The sequence below is a fragment of the Paraburkholderia sp. BR13444 genome, assembly GCF_040948755.1.
Taxonomy (GTDB): domain Bacteria; phylum Pseudomonadota; class Gammaproteobacteria; order Burkholderiales; family Burkholderiaceae; genus Paraburkholderia; species Paraburkholderia youngii.
In genome coordinates this window covers 150,459-172,413 of record NZ_JBFPKM010000006.1, presented here as the reverse complement: position 1 = coordinate 172,413, position 21,955 = coordinate 150,459, and the positions used below count along the sequence as shown (strand labels likewise).

Here is a 21,955-nt window from a genome sequence, read left to right as displayed (position 1 = left end):
CCAACGCCACAGGAGAACCTCATGGCTCAGTCGATGAAGGCGGCCGTCGTGCATGCCTTTGGGGAACCGCTTCATATCGAAGAAGTGCCCGTACCCACGCCAGGGCCTGGACAGATTCTGGTTAGCATCAAGGCGTCCGGCGTGTGTCACACGGACCTGCACGCTGCCGACGGCGACTGGCCCGTCAAGCCGACGCTGCCATTCATCCCCGGCCACGAAGGTGTAGGTTTCGTCGCGGCGGCGGGCAGCGGCGTCACGAACGTCAAGGAAGGCGACCGGGTTGGCGTGCCGTGGCTGTATACCGCGTGCGGTTACTGCGAACATTGCCAGAGCGGCTGGGAAACGCTCTGCCATGACCAACAGAACACCGGCTATTCCGTGAACGGCGCGTACGCCGAATATGTGCTCGCCGATCCCAACTACGTCGGGCACCTGCCGCAGCAGATCGCCTTCGACGAAATCGCGCCGATCCTCTGCGCCGGCGTCACGGTCTACAAAGGTATCCGCGTGACAGATACCCGCCCAGGGCAATGGCTGGCGATCTCAGGCATCGGCGGTCTCGGCCACGTGGCCGTGCAATATGCGATCGCGATGGGACTTCACGTGGTCGCGGTCGACGTGAGCGAGGACAAGCTCGCGCTCGCGCGCGAACTCGGCGCGCATCTCGCGATCGACACATCCAGGACCGATCCCGCCGCCGTCATCCAGAAGGAACTCGGCGGCGTGCACGGCGTGCTCGTCACCGCGGTCTCTCGCAGCGCCTTCGCGCAGGCCCTCGGCATGGTGCGCCGCGGCGGCACGGTTGCGCTTAACGGCCTGCCGCCGGGCGATTTTCCACTGCCTATTTTCTCGACGGTACTGAACGGCATCACTGTGCGCGGCTCGATCGTGGGAACGCGACGCGATCTGCAAGAGTCGCTAGACTTCGCCGCGGAGGGCAAGGTCCGCGCCCATATCCAACGCGAGCGGCTCGACAACATCAACACGGTCTTGACCGACCTGCGGAACGGAAATGTCAGCGGCAGGATGGTATTGACGTTCGATTGACCTGTTAACAGCCCGCTTTCCGATGCCCCGCGATTTCGCGGGGCATCGCATCATTCCTCGCGGTTTTTCTGTCAGCCGGTGAGCTCTGGTCATCGTTGATGAGGCCCACAAGCTGTCGGCGACCTGGTATGGGACGGCAGTCAGCGAGACCCGCCGGTTCGAGCCGGGAAAGCTCTGGGCGAAATCTCGCGGCTCGTCTTGTTGATGATGGCAACACCGCACGACGACAAAGAAGAGGATTTTCAACTGTTCTTGTCGTTTCTTGACTAAGACTGACTTTCGCGACGCCCCCCGATAGTTTTCCCAGGCGGTTTTCCCACCCTGCGGCGTCACGACGCAACCCGCTGAACTCGACCGGTCATCGATCGGGAATATAATGATAATAATGTCATACATGACGCAACGATCAAATGAAGGATTGTCTTTGCTTGGTGCCGCCCATAATCCAGACGGCATCCAGGGTTCTCTGCGTAACCAGGCAACGGAATGTGCAGTCCTGCCAGGTTAAGTCGCTTCGCTTAAAGGAGATTCATGAGATGGATCAGGTTACACAGCCGCCACGCAATCAGGAGATCGCATTGAAAATCCTGCGCCTGTTGCACAATCGCCTGGAAGAGGCCCGGCAACGGTTCGGACAGAGGACGAGCGACGCAATCAAGGGGGGCGATGGCACGTCCGCGCTCACCATTCCCAATCTGGCGCAGTTCACACCATGGGGTGCCTGGCACTATACGGCCGATTTCGCGCAGCGCTCCGTCTTGTTCTGGGATACCTTGCGACAACGCGGCAACGAGTTCATAGAGCGCAACAAGGCCGGGATCAAGCCGGCGTTGCATTTCGACTATGACGTAGTGCTCGACGCGAGGCACTTTGAGCGGCCTGTCAACTACGCTCTGCTGTCGATACGGCCGCCGGAGGGTGTCGCGGTCGACGTGAAGAAGCGTCCGTATCTGATCATCGATCCGCGCGCCGGGCACGGTCCCGGCATCGGGGGCTTCAAGGACGATTCGCAGGTCGGTGTTGCCCTCCGCGCTGGTCATCCCGTCTATTTCGTCGTGTTCTTCCAGGAGCCGGAGCCCGGCCAGACCCTGCTCGACGTGTGCGCGGCCGAGCAGCAGTTCGTACGGAAGGTGCGCGAACTGCATTCAGACAGCCCAAAGCCCGCGATCGTCGGAAATTGCCAGGGCGGTTGGGCCGCGATGATGCTTGCCAGTTCGTCGCCGGAAGACACCGGTCCCATCCTGGTCAACGGCGCGCCCATGTCTTACTGGAGCGGGGCGTGGAGCGAGGGTGAGGCGCCCAATCCGATGCGTTATGCCGGAGGCATTCTGGGCGGCACGTGGCTCTCGTCCCTGTCCGCCGATCTTGGCAACGGCAAGTTCGACGGCGCGCATCTCGTGAACAACTTCGAGTATCTGAACCCCGCCAACACGTTCTGGGACAAGTACTACAACGTGTTCGCCAACATCGATACGGAACCGGCGCGCTTTATCGAGTTCGAGCGGTGGTGGGGCAGCTACTACCTGATGAACCGGGAAGAGATCGAGTGGATCACCCGTAACCTCTTTATCGGCAACAAGCTGTGGTCCGGCGAAGTGTCCGGCCCGTCGGGCCAATCCTTCGATCTGCGCGCCATCCGCTCGCCCATCATCCTTTTCGCATCGATGGGCGACAACATCACGCCGCCGCAACAGGCGTTCAACTGGGTCGCTGACATGTACAGCAGCACCGAGGAGATCAAGGCGCGCGGCCAGGTCATCGTCGCCCTGATGCACGAGGACGTCGGCCATCTCGGCATCTTTGTTTCCGGGAAGGTGGCGAAGAAGGAATACACGCAGATCTTCAACGTGCTGGAGACAATCGAGACGCTCGCGCCGGGCCTCTACGGCATGTCGATCAAGGAGGTTAAGGGCGCAGACGGCAAAACCGAATACGAGGTCTCGCTCACCGAACACCGGCTGGAAGAAGCCGTCGAGCATTTCAATGAGTTGCGGCGCGAGGACGAAAAGCCGTTCAAGGCCGTGGCGGCGGTGTCGGAGTTCAACCAGCGAGCCTACGAGCTGTTCGTTCAACCCTTTGTGCAGCATGCGTCGAACGAGACGACCGCGCAGTTGCTGCGCGACTTCCATCCGTTGCGTCTCCAGCGCTGGGCATTCTCGGACCTGAATCCGTGGCTGGCCGCGCTGCGTCCGATGGCCGATGCTGTCAGAGCCAGCCGGCAGCCCTCGAGCGACCTCGAACCCTGGCGCAAGGTGGAGCAGCGCGGCTCAGAACTGATCAGCGCCTCGCTCGACCAGTTCCGGGCGGTACGAGACGCCAGCATCGAAGCACTGTTCTTCTCCATCTACGCGACTCTTTTCGCAATGCACGACCCGGACAGCCTCGGCGAGCATGGGGCCGGCACGTCCGCCGCCGCCGATCCTCGCAACCTGCCGTTCGTCCAGGCGGCGCTCGCCTCGCTGAGGCAGGGCGGCTACAACGAGGCGGTCGCGCGCACCGCGTTCCTCCTCGCGCCGAAGGGCGAGCCGCTGCCGCTATCGCGCATCGAGACAGTCAAGCAACTGGTCGATGAATATGCCGACTACCTGCCGCAATTGCCTCCTGCCGACTGGCGGCGCATTCGCGGGGAGCAGGAACTCATCGCGACTTTTGAGCCGCCACAGGCTATCCAGACGTTGCCCGATCTGCTCGCCAGCCCGGAAGACCGAAACCGGCTCCTGACCTTGCTCGACAAGCTGCTGGCCGACCGGCGGGTGCTGCGCATCCCGCCGACACCCGCGCAGGAAGAGGCGCTGCGCGCCATCCGGTCAGTGCTCGGCGCGACAACCGCGCTCGAGTCGCAGCCCCAAAAGGCCCGCGCACCGCGCGTTCGGACCACGGCATCGTGAGTGCCGCCAACCCGTCAGTGAGGGAACCCGCCATGGAATCCAGACACGTCAAGTATCACGAGCTCATTGCGCAATGCCGTAACCTCGCGCCCATGCCTCTGGCCGTCGTTCACCCCTGCGACAGGAGTTCCTTGCAGGGGGCGGTCGAGGCGGCGCAGCAAGGGCTGATCGCGCCCACGCTCGTCGGTCCGCGCGAGCGCATCGTCTCCGTCGCTTCGGAATGCGGTCTTTCGATCGCCGATTACCCGATCGTCGACACACCGTTCAGCGAAGCTTCGGCGGCCGCGGCCGTCCAGCTCGTGCGCGAAGGCAAGGCCGAAGCGCTCATGAAGGGCAGTCTTCACACCGACGAACTGATGGCCGAGGTGGTCCGCCGCGATTCGGGACTGCGCACAGGGCGGCGCATCAGCCACTGCTTCGTGATGGATGTGCCGGGACACGCCGATCCGCTAATCGTGACCGACGCGGCGATCAACATCGCTCCGACGCTTGAGGAAAAGGTCGACATCCTGCAGAACGCGATCGATCTTGCCCACGCCTTGCGGTTTCCGGAAGTGCGGGTGGCGATTCTTTCGGCTATGGAGACAGTGAACCCGAAAGTGCCGTCCACAATCGAGGCTGCCGCGCTATGCAAGATGATGGACCGCGGGCAGGTAACCGCGGCACTCGTCGACGGTCCGCTTGCGCTCGACAACGCCATCGACGCCGAGGCGGCACGCATCAAGCACATCGAGTCGCCGGTGGCGGGGCGCGCCAATGTGCTCATGGTGCCCGACCTCGAAGCGGGCAACATGCTGGCCAAAAGCCTGTCTTTCCTCGCGGGCGCGGACGCGGCCGGTATCGTGCTGGGCGCGCGCGTGCCCATCATCCTGACGAGCCGGGCCGATTCGCTCATTACCCGCCTCGCCTCGTGCGCGGTGGCCGCGCTCGTTGCCCTCGCGCGGTGCGAGGCGGCGATGATCGAGGGATGATGCCATGGCACACGTGATTCTCGTCCTCAACGCTGGCTCGTCGAGTATCAAGTTCTCGGCGTTCGAAGAGCAGGGCAGTGCGCTCGAGCTGGTCGTGCATGGCCAGGTCGATGGACTCTATACGTCGCACGCAAGATTCGAAGCATTGGACCGTCACGGCGAGCACCACGCGAAGGAGTGGATCGCCGGTACGGAGCTGGACCATCGGCACGGGCTCGACCACATCGGTGTGTTTCTTGAGGAGCACCGCGAAGGACACACGCTGGTGGCCGTCGGCCATCGTGTGGTACACGGCGGGCAGCGCTTCAGCGGGCCGGTTCGCTTGACCCCTGCCGTGGTCGACGAACTGGACAAGCTGACGCCGCTGGCGCCACTGCATCAACCGCATAACCTGAAGGCGATACGTCTTTTCGACCAGATGCAGCGCGACGTGCCGCAGGTGGCGTGCTTCGATACGGCGTTCCACCACACGCAGCCCGACGTGGCCCAGGCGTTCGCGCTCCCGGCGGCGGTCACGGACCTCGGCGTGCGGCGCTACGGCTTTCACGGGTTGTCGTACGAGTACATCGCCAGCGTGCTGCCACACGTCGCACCCGGGGCGGCCTCGGGGCGCACTGTGATTGCGCACCTCGGCAACGGCGCGAGCATGTGCGCCCTCGTGGGGGGCGCGAGCGTGGCCAGCACGATGGGCTTTACTGCCCTTGATGGCCTCCCGATGGGCACCCGCTGCGGCAATCTCGACCCCGGCGTGGTGCTTTACCTGATGGAAGAGCGTGGCATGGATGCGCGTGCTCTGGAGGATCTTCTGTATCGCCGGTCCGGATTGCTCGGCGTATCGGGCGTCTCCGCGGACATGCGCACGCTGCTCGAAAGCGATGATCCTCGGGCCCGCTTCGCGATCGATCTTTTCGTCTATCGCATCTCGCGTGAACTGGGCTCGCTTGCCGCCGCCATGGATGGCATCGACGCGCTCGTTTTTACCGGCGGCATAGGTGAACATGCGGCGGCGGTCCGCGAGGCTGTCGTGCGGCGAGCGAAGTGGCTCGGTGTCGAACTGGACGTCGCTGGGAATCTTAAGAGCGGACCGCTCGTGACCACCGCTTCAAGCCGCATACCGGTGTGGGTCATTCCGACCAACGAAGAACTGATGATTGCGCGCCATACGCGCGCTGTCGTGGAGTGAGCTATGTCAACGGAAAACAGCGGACAGGCCGGCCCACTGCTCAAAGGCATGAAGGCGCTCGTCACGGGCATAGCCAACGAACACTCGATTGCATACGGGTGCGCGAAGGCGTTCCGCGAACTCGGCGCTGACCTTGCGATTACGTATGCCACGGAAAAGACGAAAGCCTGGGTCGAGCCAATCGCGCAGCAATTGGAGGCTGACATGCTGCTGCCGCTCGACGTCGCGGATGCGAACCAGCTCAACGCGGTGTTTGGCGAAATAGGCCAGCGTTGGGGACGCCTCGACATCGTGCTGCACTCGATTGCGTGGGCACCGAAGGATGACCTTCAGGGCGGCCTGTTGCACTGCTCGAGCGAGGGCTTCGCGCAGGCGATGGACATTTCGTGCCATTCCTTCGTGCGTATGGCCGCGCTTGCCGCGCCCCTCATGGATAAAGGTGGCACGCTGCTCACCATGAGCTATCACGGCGCTAGCAAGGTCGTGCCGAACTATAACGTCATGGGACCGGTGAAGGCCGCGCTCGAAGCGTGCGCGCGTTACCTCGCCCATGAACTAGGTCCGCAGGGCATCCGCGTTCACGCCATCTCACCGGGTCCGCTCATGACGCGCGCCGCTTCCGGACTCAAGGACTTTGGTCTGCTGCTCAACGAAGCAGCCCACCGTGCGCCGCTCGGCGAACTCGTCGACATCATGGACGTCGGCTACACCTGCGCTTTCCTCTCCACGCCGTACGCACGGAGAGTGTCCGGGGAAACGCTGTATGTCGATGGCGGCGTCAACATCATGGCGTGACACTGCACAGGAGAAGGACATCGTGACTATGCTATTGCTGCAAACCGTCGAAGACACTGTTTCCGACGAAGACATCCGGGGGTTTTTGAGCCGCTATGGCTTCCCGCCGTTTGTTTCCATTGAGCGCATGGCAGGTACCGGAATCCGGCCTGCTGTGCTGCTTGCGTTCCATGATCTGCAGCCGGAAGCGCTGCGACTGCTTCAGGCCAGGATTCATCACGTGTTCTGGAACGACCACGGGATCGAAGCGATCATTGTGCCGGGCCCGACAGAATGACCGGCAGGGGTGGCGCCGCACAAAATGGGCCGCTTTCAGCAAACTCAATGCGTGAATTTCCGACTATAGGGGTGCCTTTCCATGAGCAGTCCTTTGTCAAGTGGTTCTGGCGATCCTTGATAATTGATCGATGTGCGAATCCTCCCTCCAGAATTAACGGGCGGTCGCGGTGGCTGCGATTCTTTTCTATGTAGCCCGGTCAACGAAATCTGAAGAGCATGCCGTTTCCGGCTTGGCGCGCGATGTTTGGCGCGTGCTTGCCGGCTTGCCGCGCAAACGGCACGAAAATCCCGGAGACCCTTTTAGTGAAAAGCAATCAACGCGACCAGCCGACTAATTCACGGCGACATCCTTTGCGCCCGTTTGGGGATGGACGGTCCAGGTAAATGTCATTCCGGGTTTGATACTGAGTCGGAGCGTGACCACCGTCTTTCTGATGATCGACGCGTCATGTGCGGATGGCTCTTGTCGGTACCGGAGCGGCCGTTTGCAAAGTTTCCCCCACTGGCTGGTTGTGGCCGAACTCTGGCCGACGCGATTGCCCGGAACCGACCCACAAGCGTCCCCCGACCCAGTGACGCATCGACGGCAATTTCTTGGCCACAACGGCCATTCGGTCACACGTCGGCCGACGTGAGCGCAGTCAAAACGGACGGTCAGCTGTCGCCGTTAGGAAGGCAGCTTCGGCTGGCTTTTCTGGCATCCGGACAGCTGCAATAGCGATGTCAGGGTTCAACGCCAGCGTGCGCAAGCACGCAGACAGGAGCGATCTGCGCTCCCTGTCATGGCGTCTCCCGCTTGAGCGCAAACCCAGCGACGACCCAGCCGATGGAGGCGAAAATGGCGCCACCGACAATCGCAAAGATCGAGTAGGCAGCCACTGATCCCCAATCTCGAACACGAATATTCGTCGGTCGGTTTACGAAGAACGCCTTGAGAACGTTTTCGCTCTGGTCATTTGTGCCAAGCCACTTGTCAAGGTCAGTCTCAGTTGCCCCGTTGAGCACGCTGACTTTTCGCGCCTCGGCGTCTTTCTCGAGGCTTCGCCCAGTTACTTGCTCGTATACTGCTTGCTTTTCCTGAAAGGTCATGTCGCGGGAGCTACCAATCGCTTCAAACACAGCGGCTCCGCCGAAGAAAAAGAGCCAAACGAGACCGATGGCTTTCAGAAGAACGCCAATACGTCTGATCCCCTCTATATCTCATCCCCCGAAATTAAGTGACCATGCTCTCAGCCGCCGTATGAGTAACGGAGGTCGCGGTGAGCAAACGATCGAATGTAGATAAGCCGACTGACCGGTTAGATCGAGCGCGCAGCTCATTCATTAGCTACTTGGAAGCGACCGTAAAGCCACTTCTCAAAATCGACCGGAGCTGAGCAGAGGCTACTGCTTGCACGAATTCGGCGATCAGGCAGCAGCTAAAGCAGTCGGCGGCGGTGTGCCCACGCCTCGCCCGTTCCTTCGTCGGGGCGCTTTCTTTCGCCGGAGTCGCCGCACTGCAGCTATAGCGGTACTCAATTCCGGGAAAATACTGAGACACAAATCGAGAAAGTAGCCCGTATGAAGGGCTGATCCCATTGCATGGAGAAACAACCATTGTTACGCTAAGGCCCAGCTTAAGACGGTGCAGTAACGCTCAGCGTCGTGTGCCGTCTTAAGCGGTTCTCTAAACCCGGAAAACTAGAATTTAAATGGCAAAGAAGACCGCAGACTCCTCAGCGAAGAAAGCTGAAGCGAAAACCGCAGTGAAGAAAGAAGCATCGCCAAAGAAGACAACTGCCGCAAGCGCGACACCCAAACCCCTGAAAGAGCAATTCACCAAGGCGTCGCTTGCGAGCCATGTTGCCACGCAGGCCGGTGTTGAACCGAAGCAGGCAAAGGCGGTGCTCGCCGCACTCGAAAGCACCATCCTCGGCGCCGTCCATAAGAAAGGGCCAGGCGAGTTCACGCTATCGGGCCTGCTCAAGATTGGGGTACAGCAGGTTCCGGAAAAGAAGAAGCGTTTCGGCAAAGACCCGTTCACAGGCGAGGAGCGCTGGTTTGATGCCAAGCCGGCAACCGTCCGTCTGAAGGTACGTCCGCTGAAGAAACTTAAGGATGCTGCAGCAGCCTGAGGAGAATGCTCAGACGCAATGAAGCCCGCTTTCAGCGGGCTTTCTTTGATTTTTTGGTCGCTGGTATCGAAGCCGACCGCATCTTCAGCGTAATGAAACGATTGACCCAGGAGACACTGACGTACATGGCGCTTGGGGGAGAACTCCTTCGTTTCGAGTAATGCGTTATTTGAGCATTCGCTGAATTCGGAACTCATTCGCACTCGCAATTCGAATACGCCCAGATTCTCGTCAGCCAGGGGAACAACGTCTGAGCCGCATTTGCTTGCGAACAGGCGTATTGTGAATTGTTGTATTCGCTGGGCAATATGGCATAGTGTGAATCCTTATCCAAAGGAATAAACCATGGCTACGCTGGAATCAGTTCAGGCAAAAATCGCAAAGCTTAAGGCGCAGGCATCAACATTGGCGGCAAGAGATTCCTCCAGGGTGATCGGGAAGATTCGGAGTCTGATGGAACAGCATGCCCTGACCATCGCGGATATCGAGGCATCTATCAGCAAACGTCGGGGTCGCAAAACCGGCGCAACCATACCGGCGAAGGCATCGGCTGCAAGGTACGCTGACCCGAAGACGGGAGCGACCTGGACCGGGCACGGTCGAGCGCCGGTTTGGATAGCTAATGCCAAGGACCGCAGCGGGTTCCTGATTACGGGAAATACGGCGAAGTCATCGGCGACCGCGCAGAAACTTCCAAAAGCCGGGAATTACGTCCGAGGCCCGCAGCCTCCGATGTATCAGGACCCCAAAACGGGAGCGACGTGGAGCGGCCGTGGTCGGGCACCCGCGTGGATTGCCAGCGCAAAGGACCGGACGAAGTTCCTGATCGCTGCAGCCTAGAAGCGCTCGGCTACTTCGAAGGCGAGCGCCGATAAATCAACGCTTTCGTGCAAAACAGCTGCGAAAAAGTCCCACGCAGGAAGGCGACAGCGGCGAAGCCTACGGCTAAAAATGCGTCTGCGCGAGGCGTTGCCTAAAGAATCCTGAGGTTACGGATCTTTCCAATTGTCGGCGATCGCTCGGCGATCAGATTGGCTACTCAGGTAACAAGGCGCGCGGAACGTTGGCTGAAACATCGCTCACGAGTTGTGAAGGGACCTGAACAATAAACTCGTTCGGGGACGACGCAAGGCTGTGTTCGTAGCTGACGCGCATTTCCATAATTTGTCGTTAGAGCGACGTGTTGAACGACGCCTTCGATGTCTGCAGGGGCTGGATGTCGATTGCTTCGAAGCCAGTGTAACGGGGTATGCGGGTAGCAAACTCCATCACCTGTAGCGGATCCAATGGTTGTGTGCGTTGCCCCGCATTGCCACGAAACATCGAGGTTCGACTGTCGCTCCTCTCATCCACATCCGTGTTTGCGCGGCGAACGTAAGACGAAAGATTACGGTGCAATTTGGAGATGCTTAGCGGCGGCGCGTGCCTGCTGCACTGCCCGATGAACAAGCCTGTCCAGGTGGTCGCTCGCGCGCACTACAACGTCCATACGGGTGACGCAGAACTGGCGGTCGTACTCGTTGATCACGGTAATGAGGTCATCGGTCAACTCTTCGGGAAAATTCCACGTCGAGTATATTGATCAGGTGCGCGGGAAACCTCGCCGTTCACGGTGGGGAAGGATAGCCCGGGCGCCGAAGGCGTACGCATGGCTTAACCCGGATGCAACGGACCTGGCGGTCCTTCAAAGGCGCTAGTGCGGCGTCCGTTGCTGTTTTATGTACTGGCGCACAATTTCGATGGGCGCCCCGGCGCGGCTCCCCGCGAATTGGGACGGCGACCATAGCGCGCCACCCCACAGCTTTCGCTGCACGCTCGGATAGTTCTTCTTGTGGATCATGCGGCCGGAGACGCCTTTGAGACTGTTCACCATCGCCGACAACGCGACCTTCGGTGGGTAGTTCACCAGCAAGTGTACGTGGTCGTCCTCGCCTTCGAACGCCACGAGTTGCGCTTCGAAGTGGGCGCACACCTTCGCGAAGATTGCTCGCAAGTCATCGATCACTTCCTGTGTGAAAACCGTACTGAGCCGGACGATCTGACATCGTCTGTCCGATCAAGTCCAGAGTTTCACAGTCGAGTTTTCGTCGGTATCCGGCTGACCTTGCGCGTCGCGTGTGCCCGTGTGAATCTGGCTTTCTCAGTGGCCCGCAATCGGCGTCTGCAACATAGGGCCGCCTCGCGCGGGCTTTTCTTCGTCTGCCGCGTTGGCGCGGCCGGGCCGGACATCGCGCCGCCGTGCCGCTGGCGCATGTTGTCGCGCTGCGTCGTGCAGTCCAGGATGCGCGAGGCCGCGGCAGGCTCGCAACTCAGTCGAGTTACCCGTGGAGAGCCGCGCCGGCTTGAGCCGCAAAACGTTGGGAAAAGTCGACGAAATCGTGGGTACAAAGAAATGATAGAAATCCAGCAAATCCTTACTGGTATTGGGTTTGAGCGATAGATACATCAAAGAGCCGCTTGCTTGCTGCCGCAGTAGTACCTAACACCTGGCATCGTGATATACCCGCCCAGAGGATACGTGCGCGCAGTTGTGATTTGCAAAGGAGATGGCAAAGCTTTACATAGCGACCCGTACCAGTCCTCGCGGACGTGTCACCGCGTCAGCTTCGCAAGGCGAGGGAGCAGTTCGAGTGCACTGTCGCGGTTGATCGCCGCGTGCTGTTCTGAGGATAGCCCGTCGTAGGCATCAAACATCTCGGTGAACGACGCGCCCACCGACGCCGGCGCATATGGATAGTCGCTGCCATACAGGATGTGTCCAGGTTTCGCGAACGCCGTGAGGCTCGGCAGCGCCGCCGGACTCGAAGACAACGCCATGTCGAAATAGAAGCGCTGAAAGAGCACAAGGAGGTCATCCGTCAACGGCACGTCGGCACGCACGCCGGGCGCCAGTTCGGCGCAGCGGTATGCCACATACGGCAGAAACCCGCCCGCGTGGGACAGGATCACGCGCACGTTCGGATAACGGCCAATCACACCGTTGAGCACGAGCTGGACGGCGGTGCGCGTCGTGTCGAATGGATAGTCGAGCATCGGTCCGGGCATGCCCCTTACTGTCTCGATGCCCGGCTTGGCCGGGTGAACGAACACGACAGCATGGCGCCGGTCGAGCGCGGCCCACATGGGTTCGAATGCGGGATCGCCAAGATACTGGCCACCATAGTTGCTGAGCAGGACGACGCCGTCGGCGTTCAGAGCGTCGAACGCATGATCGATCTCGAGCAGCGCGCCGGTCATGTCCGGTAGCGGGATGGTGACGAAATGGCCGAAGCGCGCCGGATATCGGGCGACGATGTCGGCCGTGTATTCGTTGACTCGGCGCGCGATGTCACGCTTCTCATGGGCGGCCCATCCCTGCACGCCAGGTGCGGTCAGCGACAAGACGCCGGTGGCGGTCTGCAGCTTGTCCATGAACGCGATAGCGCTGTCAGGACTCCACGTAGGCATGTGCCAGCCGGATGGATCGCCACCGTGCGACGGCAGCGCGTCGGCCCAGAACGGCGGGACGATATGTTGGTGGACATCAATACGGTTTTTCGCGGTCATGGCCGGCTCCTGTACGAATGACACTGGGGGTAGCGTCCTGAGGTCAGGATGCGCCGACTTGCGTTTTCATTCCAATAGATTAAAGTTAGAAATTAGTCACTTTCAGTAATCAATCGATCCGCATGGACCTCCGTCATCTGCGCTACTTTCTCGCCGTCGCCGAAGCGGGGCATTTCGGGCGGGCGGCTGAGAGGCTGCACATCGTGCAGCCCGGGCTGAGCGTCCAGATCCGCGCGCTAGAGGAAGAACTGGGCGCCACGCTGTTCGTGCGAAGCACGCGCAAGGTGGCGCTGACAGACGCCGGCAAGCTGTTCCTGGTCGAGGCACGGCGGACGATTGAGCAAGCTGAGCGGGCCAAGCGCCTGGTCCAGCGCGCAGCGCGCGGGGACACTGGTGTGGTACGGATCGGCTTCGTCGGCAATGCGGTCGCAGCAGGGACCTTGTCCGATGACTTGCTCGCGTTTCATCGCGCATGGCCTAACGTCGCGCTCGAACTGCACGAGATGGCACCCGCTGCCCAGCAGGAAGCGATTCTCGCGGATCGCCTCGACATCGGCTACTGCCCGGCGTTCGGCGTCGAATTCGATCCGAAGCTCGCGGTGCGCCTGGTCGGAAGTTGGACATGGGAGGTCGTGATGAACAGCAGTCATCCTTTCGCGAACCGACGCTCCCTGTCCTCCGCCACGCTCGCTGACGAGCCGTTCATTCTCTATGCAGCCGATGGGGACGACGATGGTCAGCTCACGATCCTGCGTCAGGTGCTGGGAAAGGAACCTCGCATCGCACATAAGGTAAGCAGCACGCTGTCCGTCCTGGCACTGACGGGTGCGGGACTCGGCCTGGCTCTCGCGCCCGCGCCGCTGAGCAAGATCGCAGCGCCGAATGTGGTCTACCGGAAACTTGCTGGGCGTGGCCCGAAGGCGGAACTGGTCGCGATCAGCCGGATCGGTGGAGAATGGGGAGCCGTTCAGCGCTACCTTGAGATGCTGGGCAATCGTGCCGCATGAACAACCTCGCTGCGCTGATTGTCGTCACTAGCGAGCGATCGTCGTCGACGTGAAGATAAAGGCTGGTGATGCTGAGCCGACGCATGCCCGAGGATGGCGCGCACTTTCGAATGCTGCGCAGGGTTCGCACAGTCGGGCGGCCGCGCCGACGAAGACATCCTTCCTTGACGATCGTGTGCAGCGCGGCCCGCGTCAGCGGCCGATACGGGGCCTTAGGGTCTTTGCCGCTCCTATCCTTTGTCCCGGGGCTGTGCCGTTGCCATTCCTGCAGTCTGTCCCGCCGTAGTGCGCGCTGTCGGCGGGGTGTCCTGCGGCATTGGCGCGACGTAATCGTTGACCTGCTGCCAAAGGCCGGGCTCGAGATAGCGGGTGATTGCGGTATGGTCTTGCGGGGGGCACTGGGTACCCGTTCAATGCGGCGCTGGTGCGGCACGGCGCGGCCATCCAGTGTGTAATGCATCGAAGCCGCGTGACGATTTCCTCAAACTCGAACGGCCAAACGCGTCGTGCCTGCTAAGAAAGCTTTCGTTCCGGCATGGAGCAAGGCCTTGGCAACGAACTCGCGTCCGCGCCGCGCGAGGCTCGTCAATCGCTCGATCTGGCCGCTGCGGCTTTCGCCATACAGACACCACGCGCAAAAGTGCTCGCAGTTGTTGGTCATCAGCCGATAGCGGTCTTCGCCGAGACGCTGATTGGCGCGGCGAACGGCATCCGCGCCGCCATAGCGCGCATCGGGCGTGCGCTCGACCCATATCGCGTGACCGCCGGCGAACTCGTCGCACGACACTTCTTCGACGGGCGCGCGCCGCAGCGAACGCGAAAGGCCCGCATAGTGAATCACCTTGCCATTGCCCGCATAGATGCCGTGATGCGTATACCAGCGGCGTTGCGTGACGACGTGAGCACCGATGACGAGGCCGGTATCATCAGCCTGATCGAGTGTTTTCGTGGAGTCCGTCATCGCGTTCACCGCAGCCATAGCCAGTTGGCGCGATGCTCTGCATAGGCAGTGCCAATAGGCGCCAATCAAGCGTGAGCGCCCGATGCCGGCGATTCTGCTGATCTATTTGCCGGGGCCACATGGCAGCCGGTTTGATCAATTGATCAAGCGGCGTGCGCGGTTCATGAGAACGTGAACGCGAGCCCGGCTTGTGAGCGAGAGGCGCGCCCGTTTTGACGAAATCGTTGAATCGATTGGGGCGCTTTGATCAAATGGTTAAACGCGTCTAAGTGTAAACACTGAGCAGACCGTGCAGGGACGTTGAAGAAGTCAGGCGTGCCCGCGCGAACGCAGTGCGGCACAGACCTTGCCTACAATAGGCGTAAAAACGATTACTCGATCCAATAAGGAGACGTCGTGGGAGACAGCACCGCCCGATTTTCGGCGAGCATGCGCGAAGGTCTCGACAACCTGTCGCGTCGCCTAAAGTTCGTCATGCAGGAGGGGCATATCTGGCTCGACGAGAACCGTATGATCCTGCTTCATACGGCCGCGCTCGGCGCGTTGCGCAAGGAACTCGTCGATACACTCGGACTCGAGCGCACGCGCGGCCTGTTCGCGCGAATGGGATTTCAGTCCGGTGCGCGCGACGCCGAACTCGCGCGCAAGCTACGTCCGACGGCGAGCGACTTCGGCTTGCTCGAAATCGGTCCATGTCTTCACGTGCTCGAAGGCAATGTGCGCGTGACGCCAATAGATGTTCATATCGACATCGAGAAAGGCGAGTACTACGGCGACCATCTGTGGGAAGACTCGTTCGAAGCCGAAGTACACCGGCATCTGTTCGGTGTCGGCGACGAGCCCGTGTGCTGGATGCAAGTCGGCTACGCGAGCGGTTATACGTCGTCGCTGATGGGGCGCACGATTCTCTACAAGGAAACGGAGTGCGTCGGTTGCGGCGACCGCAATTGCCGTATCGTCGGCAAGCCGGTCGAGGACTGGCCCGACGGCGAAGAGATGCTCAAGCTCTATCAACCCGACCCCGTGTTCGATACGCTGCTTCAGTTGCAAAGCGAAGTCGAGAGCCTGCGCTCGATGCAGGACGACACGGGGCAACCCGAAGATCTCGTCGGCATCTCCGATGGTTTTATCGAAGCGTGGCGGCTCGCGCAGCGCGCCGCGCCGAGCGACGTGACGGTGCTGCTGCTCGGCGAAACGGGCGTCGGCAAGGAACGCTTCGCGCGCGGTTTGCATCACGTGAGCCGCAGACGCGACAAACCATTCATCGCGATCAATTGCGCGGCGATGGCGGAAGAACTTATCGAAGCAGAACTGTTCGGCGTGGAGCGCGGCGCGTTTACGGGTGCGCATCAGAGCCGCCCTGGACGCTTCGAGCGCGCCGATGGCGGCACGCTCTTTCTCGATGAAGTAGGCGAGCTTTCGGCGAATGCGCAGGCCAAGTTGCTGCGCGTGTTGCAGGAAGGCGAGTTCGAACGCGTCGGTGATACGCATGTGCGGCGCGTCGATGTGCGCGTGATGGCCGCGACCAACGTCGATTTGAACGATGCCGTGCGGCGCGGGACATTCCGCAAGGACCTGCTGTACCGGCTCAACGTGTATCCCGTCACGATTCCGCCGTTGCGCGAGCGCTGCGACGATATCCCGTTGCTCGTCGAGCGCTTTATCGCGAAGTACACTGCGCGGCATGGCAAGCGCGTACTCGGGCTGACCGATCGCGCGATAACGACATTGCGCGCTTATACGTGGCCCGGCAATGTGCGCGAACTGGAGAACGTAGTCGAGCGCGGTGTGATTCTCGCCGCGCCTGGCTCGCGCATTACCGAGTGCGATCTGTTCGCTTCTCCGCCCGCGGAAGTGGAGTCCGATACGGCTTCGCTCGATGCGAGCGGTCGTCCTTTGCGCCAGAACGCCAGTGCCACCGATGCGCTCTTCGATCATATGGCGCGTGAGGGCATTCCGCTCGATCGCATTGAGAACATGCTGATCGAAACTGCCGTCGAGCGCGCCGCAGGGAATCTGAGCCAGGCGGCACGGATGCTGGGGATCACGAGGCCGCAGTTGGCGTATCGGTGGCGCAATCGCGATAAGGCATCGGCTTCGGCCGAGGAGTGACCGCTTATTTCGCTTGATCCCGTCATTCAGGCCGGTCCACGGGAGCCGGCTAATATTTCTTCAAGTGCTCGGGCACGCGTCTTTGCCACGCAGTGACAACGAGCATGTCATCCCTCGCAGACATATAGCTCGATCGGCGCGTTTGATCTTTTCATCAAGCGTATCGCTCCGCTTCTCTCCCCGCATCTTCATCTCACCACGCGCTAAACGGGCGTTGCGCCGCTCTAGATGCGCGGCAATCGAATCCAATTGATCAAACGATGAAACACGCCTCTCGCGCTTGATGATTTGATCAATCAAAAAAGCAAAAAGCCTCGAAATACAGCGCTATTAAAGATGCCAACCCCCTGTCATGCCGATAAGACGTGCATGGCATACCTCCTGCATTAAAGGCTGTGACAGGAGATCACGATGAATCATCCCCAACCGCTGTTCTGGAGTACTCGACGCTACGTGCGTATCACAAGCCGGCGCGACGACGGGTATGTCGAGTTCGACTTCTCTGTCGGCGATTCGGATCTCACCGTCGAACTCATTATGAACGACACGATGTTCGAGCACTTCTGCCGCATCAACGAAGTACAGACACTCGATGCCGACGAGAGCGGAATTGAACGTTCGAGAGAACGCTGGCGCTTCGAAGGCTGAGGCGAAAGACAAAAGACAAGCACCGCATATCAAGCGGATTCATTCGATATAGCACTGACAACACGGAGACAGTTTCATGCAGATCGAAATCAGGACGCTCAAGGTTCAGCCGTTGCGTCAAACCTATGGCCACGTCGCGCGCCGCTTCGGCGACAAGCCTGCGTCGCGCTATCAGGAAGCCACCTACGACATCCAGCCGACCGCGAACTTCCACTATCGCCCGACGTGGGCGCCCGAGTTTCAGTTGTACGACACGGCCCGCACGCAGATCGTGATGAGCGACTGGTACGCGCTCAAGGACCCACGGCAGTACTACTACGGCGCTTATGTCACGGCGCGCGCGCGTCAGCAGGAAGCGGCTGAGACAGCATTCGATCTGGCCGAGCGACGCGGCCTGCTGACTGGCCTCGCACTCGAATGGCAAGAGCGGCTGATTACGGGGTTGCTGCCGCTGCGTCATGTCGAGTGGGGCGCCAACATGAACAACATGCTGTGCGCGGATTACGGCTACGGCACCGCGATCACGCAAGCCTGCACGTATTGCGCGATGGACCGCCTCGGCATTGCGCAGTACATCTCTCGCATCGGCCTCGCGCTCGACGGCAACACGGGCGTAGCGCTAGAACGTGCGCGCGTCGCATGGCTCGAAAGCGAAGCGTGGCAACCGATGCGCAAGCTGGTCGAGGACATCTTCGTCGTCGCGGACTGGTTCGAAAATTTCGTCGCGCAGAACCTCGTAATGGACGGCCTTGTTTATCCCCTCGTCTATCAGCACTTCGATGCGCGCGCTGCACGTGAAATCGGCGCGAATCTCGCGATGCTCACCGAGTTCGAGCAGCAATGGCAGAACGACCACGTGAAGTGGATCGATTCGGTGATCCGCACGGTGACAGCAGAATCGCCCGCCAATCAGCAACGTATTGCGGATTGGGCCGCGCATTACCAGGCGCGCACGATCGAAGCGCTGCGCCCTCTCGCGGCGATGCTGCTCGATGACGACGCCGGGCGTGCGCTCGAAGAAGTCCGCACCCAATTCACCACCCGTCTCGCGAAACTCGGCGCTGCGCCGGTTAGTGCCTAACCGATTCGAGGCTGTCATGCAGAACGTCTACATCGCATTGCAGAACACCGACGAAACGCGCGCCATCGTCGCCGCCATTATTTCGCAAAACCCTCAGGCCGCCGTTACCGAGTACCCGGCGATGGTGAAGATCGACGCGCCAGGCAAGCTCGTGATCTCGCGCGAACACGTATCCGAAGAGATGGGCCGCGACTGGAACATCCAGGAACTGCAACTGAACCTCATCTCGCTGTCGGGAAACATCGACGAAACCGACGACGCCTTCACGCTGCACTGGCACGTCTGAGAACACCAGGAGACACACGATGGACGTACGCAAGAAACTCAATCTGAAAGAGAAGTACGCGCTGATGACGCGCGGCCTCGGCTGGCAAACCACGTATCAGCCAATGGACGAAGTATTTCCTTATGACAAGTACGAAGGCATCGTGATTCACGACTGGGACAAGTGGGAAGACCCGTTCCGCATGACGATGGACGCGTACTGGAAGTACCAGGCAGAAAAAGAACGCAAGCTGTACGCGATCATCGATTCGTTCGCGCAGAACAACGGGCACATGAACGTATCGGATGCGCGCTATATCAACACACTTAAGCTCTTCCTGACGGCTGTCACGCCGCTGGAGTATTCGGCGCATCGCAATTACGCGCATCTTGGCCGGCATTTTCGCGGTGTCGGCGCGCGCGTCGCGTGCCAGATGCAATCGATCGACGAATTGCGGCACTCCCAGACACAGGTGCATACACTGTCGCTCTACAACAAGTACTTCAACGGCTTTTCCGAGTGGCCACACATGCACGACCGGGTGTGGTATCTGTCGGTGCCAAAGTCGTACTTCGAAGATGCGGCAACGGCCGGCCCGTTCGAGTTCATCACGGCCATCTCGTTCTCTTTCGAGTATGTGCTGACCAATCTGCTCTTCATGCCGTTCATGTCGGGCGCGGCTTATAACGGCGACATGGCGACCGTCACGTTCGGCTTCTCGGCGCAGTCCGACGAATCGCGCCATATGACGCTGGGTCTCGAAGTGATCAAGTTCCTGTGCGAACAGGACCCTGTGAACGTGCCCATCGTCCAGCGCTGGCTCGACAAGTGGTTCTGGCGCGGCTTCCGGCTGCTGACACTTGTCGGCATGATGATGGACTACATGCTGCCCAAGCGCGTGATGTCGTGGTCCGAGGCATGGAAGATCTATTTCGAGGATGCGGGTGGCGCGCTCTTTCAGGATCTTGAACGCTACGGCCTGCGTATGCCGAAGTATCACGAGATCGCGACGCAAACCAAGGACCGCATCACCCACGAAGCCTGGGGCACGTTCTACAACTACGCAGGCGCAGCGGATTTTCATACGTGGGTGCCGTCGGATGAAGAACTCGACTGGCTCTCCGCAAAGTACCCCGAGCATTTCGAGCGGCTCTACCGGCCGCGTCTCGAGTACTGGCGCGAACAGCAGCAGGCTGGCAAGCGCTTCTACAACACGAATCTGCCGATGCTGTGCCAGACCTGCCAGATTCCATTGACCTTCAGCGAGCCCGATGATCCGACGAAGATCGCGTACCGTGAATCGACATATCACGGCATGAAGTTCCACTTCTGCTCTGACGGCTGCAAAGACATCTTCGATGGCGAGCCCGAGAAATATGTGCAGGCGTGGCTCCCTGTGCATCAGATCTATCAGGGCAATTGCGGCGGCGCGACGCTCGACGACGTGCTCGAGTATTACCACATCCGCAATGGTCATGAAAACCTCGATTTTGCGGGCTCACCCGATGAACGGAACTGGAATGCATGGAAGGGCGCGGGGCAAGAACAGGTCGAAAGCTGAAGCACTCAATGCAAGGCATCAAGCACGATATCCAATGAAGGAGACATGACATGGCGACGATCGCCCTCAAACCCTATGAATTCGAGCCCGCCGACGCCGAAGCGAGGTTTCACGGGAACCGGCTGCTCTATATCGGCTGGGAAGACCACCTGATGTTTGCATCGCCGTTCTGCATTCCTGTTTCGCCGGACATGACGTTCGGAGCACTCGTCTCCGATGTGCTGCCCGGTCTGTACGGCGTGCACCCGGACTTCGCGAAGATCGACTGGGACGACGCGCAGTGGCTGCGTTCGGGGCAACCGTGGCAACCGGATGCAGCGTTGTCGCTCACCGATAACGGTCTGGTGCATAAGGATGTGATCCGTCTGCGCACGCCAGGGCTCACGGGCGTCAACGGTTCATACAGCTAGCAGGAGGCAGCCATGGACTACACCGTTCGTATCGAACCGCTCGGCCAGACTATCGACATCGCAGCGGGGCAGACGCTGCTCGATGCGTGCCTGCGTCAGGGCGTATGGCTGCCGCATGCATGCTGTCACGGCTTGTGCGCGACGTGCAAGGTGCAGGTAGTGGGTGGCGAAATCGATCAGGGCAGTGCGTCGGATTTCGCATTGATGGACTTCGAGCGTGAGGAGGGCAAGTGTCTTGCCTGTTGCGCCACGCCGATGTCGGACCTCGTGATCGAAGCGGACCTCGAAGAAGATCCCGATGCGCAGAATCTGCCCTTGCAGGACTTCAAAGGCACCGTCACCGCAATCGACGACGTGACGCCGACCATTCGCGTGATCCGCATGGCCATGCATGAAGCGCAACCTGTCCGGTTCCAGGCGGGCCAGTACCTGAACCTGAAGGTGCCTGGCTGCGACGACGCACGCGCGTTTTCGATTGCCAATGCGCCGCATGACGGGGAAATCGAACTGCATGTCCGGCGCGTGCCTGGCGGCGCGGCGACGGGCTGGCTGCATGACGAGTTGCAGCACGGCGCGCAACTCGCATTCTCGGCGCCGTTCGGACGCTTTTTCGTGCGCAAGCAGGCACAGGTGAAGACCATTTTTCTCGCGGGCGGATCAGGCCTGTCGAGTCCGAAGTCGATGATCGTCGATCTGCTGCATGAAGGATCCACGCTGCCGATCACGCTGATTCAGGGCGCGCGCAATCGCGAAGAGCTGTACTTTGTGGACTTCTTCGAAGCGCTCGCGCGACGGCACCCGAATTTCCGCTACCTGCCGGCGTTATCGGATGAACCGCAAGACAGCGAATGGTCCGGCGCACGCGGCTATGTCCACGAAGTACTGAAGCAGCAATTCACCGATGCAGCCGGCGTCACGGATTTCCGTGGACATAAAGCCTATTTGTGCGGACCGCCGCCGATGATCGAAGCGTGCATCAAGACGCTGATGCAAGGGCGCCTGTTCGAAAAGGACATCTATACGGAGAAGTTCCTGTCGGCGGCCGATGCAGGCGAAGCAGCGAAGAGCCCGCTGTTTCGCATCTGAC

At 60.5% G+C, this 21,955-nt stretch carries 20 protein-coding genes and 2 pseudogenes; 16 read left to right on the top strand and 6 right to left on the bottom strand.

The genetic code is table 11. From position 1 onward, the window contains the following. Positions 1-21 precede the first annotated feature (21 nt). The 6 genes from adhP to AB3X95_RS19050 all read left to right on the top strand — a co-directional run bounded on the left by adhP (position 22) and on the right by AB3X95_RS19050 (position 7,161). Positions 22-1,047: an alcohol dehydrogenase AdhP gene (gene adhP, locus AB3X95_RS19075; protein ID WP_368622376.1), complete on the top strand. Its 1,026-nt coding sequence runs from the start codon at positions 22-24 to the stop codon at positions 1,045-1,047. A gap of 536 nt (positions 1,048-1,583) precedes the next feature. Continuing rightward, positions 1,584-3,935, top strand: a complete 2,352-nt coding sequence (locus AB3X95_RS19070) for a DUF3141 domain-containing protein (RefSeq protein ID WP_368622224.1) — start codon at positions 1,584-1,586, stop codon at positions 3,933-3,935. Beyond that, on the top strand, positions 3,932-4,906 hold the full coding sequence (locus AB3X95_RS19065; protein WP_368622223.1) for a phosphate acetyltransferase: 975 nt from the start codon (positions 3,932-3,934) through the stop codon (positions 4,904-4,906). Before AB3X95_RS19070 ends, AB3X95_RS19065 begins: the two co-directional genes overlap by 4 nt. A 4-nt stretch (positions 4,907-4,910) precedes the next feature. Next, entirely contained in the window at positions 4,911-6,089 is a 1,179-nt protein-coding gene (locus AB3X95_RS19060) for an acetate/propionate family kinase (RefSeq protein ID WP_368622222.1), read from the top strand. Positions 6,090-6,092: 3 nt separating this feature from the next. Further along, a complete protein-coding gene (gene fabI, locus AB3X95_RS19055; RefSeq protein WP_368622221.1) occupies positions 6,093-6,884 on the top strand; it encodes an enoyl-ACP reductase FabI in 792 nt (263 codons plus the stop codon). A gap of 28 nt (positions 6,885-6,912) precedes the next feature. Continuing rightward, entirely contained in the window at positions 6,913-7,161 is a 249-nt protein-coding gene (locus AB3X95_RS19050) for a hypothetical protein (protein WP_008922258.1), read from the top strand. A gap of 782 nt (positions 7,162-7,943) precedes the next feature. Here the strand turns inward: AB3X95_RS19050 and AB3X95_RS19045 are convergent. Continuing rightward, a complete protein-coding gene (locus AB3X95_RS19045) occupies positions 7,944-8,282 on the bottom strand; it encodes a hypothetical protein (RefSeq protein ID WP_368622220.1) in 339 nt (112 codons plus the stop codon). Between the two features lie 572 nt (positions 8,283-8,854). Here AB3X95_RS19045 and AB3X95_RS19040 point away from each other — a divergent pair. Together AB3X95_RS19040 and AB3X95_RS19035 are read left to right on the top strand one after the other, a co-directional pair. After that, the gene (locus tag AB3X95_RS19040) at positions 8,855-9,277 is read left to right on the top strand and encodes an HU family DNA-binding protein (protein ID WP_368622219.1); all 423 of its coding nucleotides are present in this window, start codon (positions 8,855-8,857) and stop codon (positions 9,275-9,277) included. A 345-nt stretch (positions 9,278-9,622) separates the two neighbouring features. Beyond that, positions 9,623-10,117 (top strand): H-NS family nucleoid-associated regulatory protein, encoded by a 495-nt coding sequence (locus AB3X95_RS19035; RefSeq protein WP_368622218.1) that lies wholly within the window; start codon positions 9,623-9,625, stop codon positions 10,115-10,117. Positions 10,118-10,250: 133 nt separating this feature from the next. Here the strand turns inward: AB3X95_RS19035 and AB3X95_RS19030 are convergent. The 4 genes and pseudogenes from AB3X95_RS19030 to AB3X95_RS19015 all read right to left on the bottom strand — a co-directional run bounded on the left by AB3X95_RS19030 (position 10,251) and on the right by AB3X95_RS19015 (position 12,823). After that, positions 10,251-10,438 (bottom strand): annotated as a pseudogene (locus AB3X95_RS19030) (hypothetical protein). Between the two features lie 532 nt (positions 10,439-10,970). Beyond that, a pseudogene (tnpA, locus tag AB3X95_RS19025) lies at positions 10,971-11,297 on the bottom strand (IS200/IS605 family transposase); the annotation flags it as partial. Between the two features lie 120 nt (positions 11,298-11,417). After that, the gene (locus tag AB3X95_RS19020) at positions 11,418-11,723 is read right to left on the bottom strand and encodes a hypothetical protein (protein ID WP_368622217.1); all 306 of its coding nucleotides are present in this window, start codon (positions 11,721-11,723) and stop codon (positions 11,418-11,420) included. Between the two features lie 146 nt (positions 11,724-11,869). Beyond that, positions 11,870-12,823: an amidohydrolase family protein gene (locus AB3X95_RS19015; RefSeq protein WP_368622216.1), complete on the bottom strand. Its 954-nt coding sequence runs from the start codon at positions 12,821-12,823 to the stop codon at positions 11,870-11,872. 122 nt (positions 12,824-12,945) lie between these two features. Here AB3X95_RS19015 and AB3X95_RS19010 point away from each other — a divergent pair, with 122 nt between their 5' ends. After that, on the top strand, positions 12,946-13,830 hold the full coding sequence (locus AB3X95_RS19010) for a LysR substrate-binding domain-containing protein (protein WP_368622215.1): 885 nt from the start codon (positions 12,946-12,948) through the stop codon (positions 13,828-13,830). Positions 13,831-14,311: 481 nt separating this feature from the next. On the opposite strand, the gene AB3X95_RS19005 is transcribed toward AB3X95_RS19010, so the two are convergent. Continuing rightward, entirely contained in the window at positions 14,312-14,791 is a 480-nt protein-coding gene (locus tag AB3X95_RS19005) for a lecithin retinol acyltransferase family protein (RefSeq protein ID WP_368622214.1), read from the bottom strand. Positions 14,792-15,187: 396 nt separating this feature from the next. Here AB3X95_RS19005 and AB3X95_RS19000 point away from each other — a divergent pair, with 396 nt between their 5' ends. From AB3X95_RS19000 to AB3X95_RS18970, 7 genes are all read left to right on the top strand, one after another. Next, a complete protein-coding gene (locus AB3X95_RS19000; protein ID WP_368622213.1) occupies positions 15,188-16,903 on the top strand; it encodes a sigma 54-interacting transcriptional regulator in 1,716 nt (571 codons plus the stop codon). A gap of 411 nt (positions 16,904-17,314) precedes the next feature. After that, complete coding sequence (locus AB3X95_RS18995) at positions 17,315-17,551, top strand: phenol hydroxylase subunit (protein WP_368622212.1); 237 nt, start codon at positions 17,315-17,317, stop codon at positions 17,549-17,551. A 76-nt stretch (positions 17,552-17,627) separates the two neighbouring features. After that, a complete protein-coding gene (locus AB3X95_RS18990; protein WP_368622211.1) occupies positions 17,628-18,632 on the top strand; it encodes an aromatic/alkene monooxygenase hydroxylase subunit beta in 1,005 nt (334 codons plus the stop codon). A 16-nt stretch (positions 18,633-18,648) separates the two neighbouring features. Beyond that, positions 18,649-18,918 carry an MmoB/DmpM family protein gene (locus AB3X95_RS18985; RefSeq protein WP_368622210.1) on the top strand — a complete coding sequence of 90 codons (270 nt, stop codon included), beginning with the start codon at positions 18,649-18,651 and terminating at the stop codon, positions 18,916-18,918. 19 nt (positions 18,919-18,937) lie between these two features. Beyond that, a complete protein-coding gene (locus AB3X95_RS18980) occupies positions 18,938-20,458 on the top strand; it encodes an aromatic/alkene/methane monooxygenase hydroxylase/oxygenase subunit alpha (protein WP_368622209.1) in 1,521 nt (506 codons plus the stop codon). A gap of 50 nt (positions 20,459-20,508) precedes the next feature. Next, positions 20,509-20,868 (top strand): phenol hydroxylase subunit P4, encoded by a 360-nt coding sequence (locus AB3X95_RS18975; protein WP_368622208.1) that lies wholly within the window; start codon positions 20,509-20,511, stop codon positions 20,866-20,868. 12 nt (positions 20,869-20,880) lie between these two features. Then, positions 20,881-21,954 carry an NADH:ubiquinone reductase (Na(+)-transporting) subunit F gene (locus AB3X95_RS18970; RefSeq protein WP_368622207.1) on the top strand — a complete coding sequence of 358 codons (1,074 nt, stop codon included), beginning with the start codon at positions 20,881-20,883 and terminating at the stop codon, positions 21,952-21,954. The last annotated feature ends 1 nt before the right edge of the window (position 21,955 follow it).

What these genes read in the sequence shown, in the direction of transcription:
- adhP (WP_368622376.1), top strand. Translation starts at nt 22, where the DNA reads ATGGCTCAGTCGATGAAGGCGGCCGTCGTGCATGCCTTTGGGGAACCG.
- AB3X95_RS19070 (WP_368622224.1), top strand. Translation starts at nt 1,584, where the DNA reads ATGGATCAGGTTACACAGCCGCCACGCAATCAGGAGATCGCATTGAAA.
- AB3X95_RS19060 (WP_368622222.1), top strand. Translation starts at nt 4,911, where the DNA reads ATGGCACACGTGATTCTCGTCCTCAACGCTGGCTCGTCGAGTATCAAG.
- fabI (WP_368622221.1), top strand. Translation starts at nt 6,093, where the DNA reads ATGTCAACGGAAAACAGCGGACAGGCCGGCCCACTGCTCAAAGGCATG.
- AB3X95_RS19050 (WP_008922258.1), top strand. Translation starts at nt 6,913, where the DNA reads ATGCTATTGCTGCAAACCGTCGAAGACACTGTTTCCGACGAAGACATC.
- AB3X95_RS19040 (WP_368622219.1), top strand. Translation starts at nt 8,855, where the DNA reads ATGGCAAAGAAGACCGCAGACTCCTCAGCGAAGAAAGCTGAAGCGAAA.
- AB3X95_RS19035 (WP_368622218.1), top strand. Translation starts at nt 9,623, where the DNA reads ATGGCTACGCTGGAATCAGTTCAGGCAAAAATCGCAAAGCTTAAGGCG.
- AB3X95_RS19020 (WP_368622217.1), bottom strand. Translation starts at nt 11,723, where the DNA reads ATGTATCTATCGCTCAAACCCAATACCAGTAAGGATTTGCTGGATTTC.
- AB3X95_RS19015 (WP_368622216.1), bottom strand. Translation starts at nt 12,823, where the DNA reads ATGACCGCGAAAAACCGTATTGATGTCCACCAACATATCGTCCCGCCG.
- AB3X95_RS19010 (WP_368622215.1), top strand. Translation starts at nt 12,946, where the DNA reads ATGGACCTCCGTCATCTGCGCTACTTTCTCGCCGTCGCCGAAGCGGGG.
- AB3X95_RS19005 (WP_368622214.1), bottom strand. Translation starts at nt 14,791, where the DNA reads ATGACGGACTCCACGAAAACACTCGATCAGGCTGATGATACCGGCCTC.
- AB3X95_RS18995 (WP_368622212.1), top strand. Translation starts at nt 17,315, where the DNA reads ATGAATCATCCCCAACCGCTGTTCTGGAGTACTCGACGCTACGTGCGT.
- AB3X95_RS18990 (WP_368622211.1), top strand. Translation starts at nt 17,628, where the DNA reads ATGCAGATCGAAATCAGGACGCTCAAGGTTCAGCCGTTGCGTCAAACC.
- AB3X95_RS18985 (WP_368622210.1), top strand. Translation starts at nt 18,649, where the DNA reads ATGCAGAACGTCTACATCGCATTGCAGAACACCGACGAAACGCGCGCC.
- AB3X95_RS18980 (WP_368622209.1), top strand. Translation starts at nt 18,938, where the DNA reads ATGGACGTACGCAAGAAACTCAATCTGAAAGAGAAGTACGCGCTGATG.
- AB3X95_RS18975 (WP_368622208.1), top strand. Translation starts at nt 20,509, where the DNA reads ATGGCGACGATCGCCCTCAAACCCTATGAATTCGAGCCCGCCGACGCC.
- AB3X95_RS18970 (WP_368622207.1), top strand. Translation starts at nt 20,881, where the DNA reads ATGGACTACACCGTTCGTATCGAACCGCTCGGCCAGACTATCGACATC.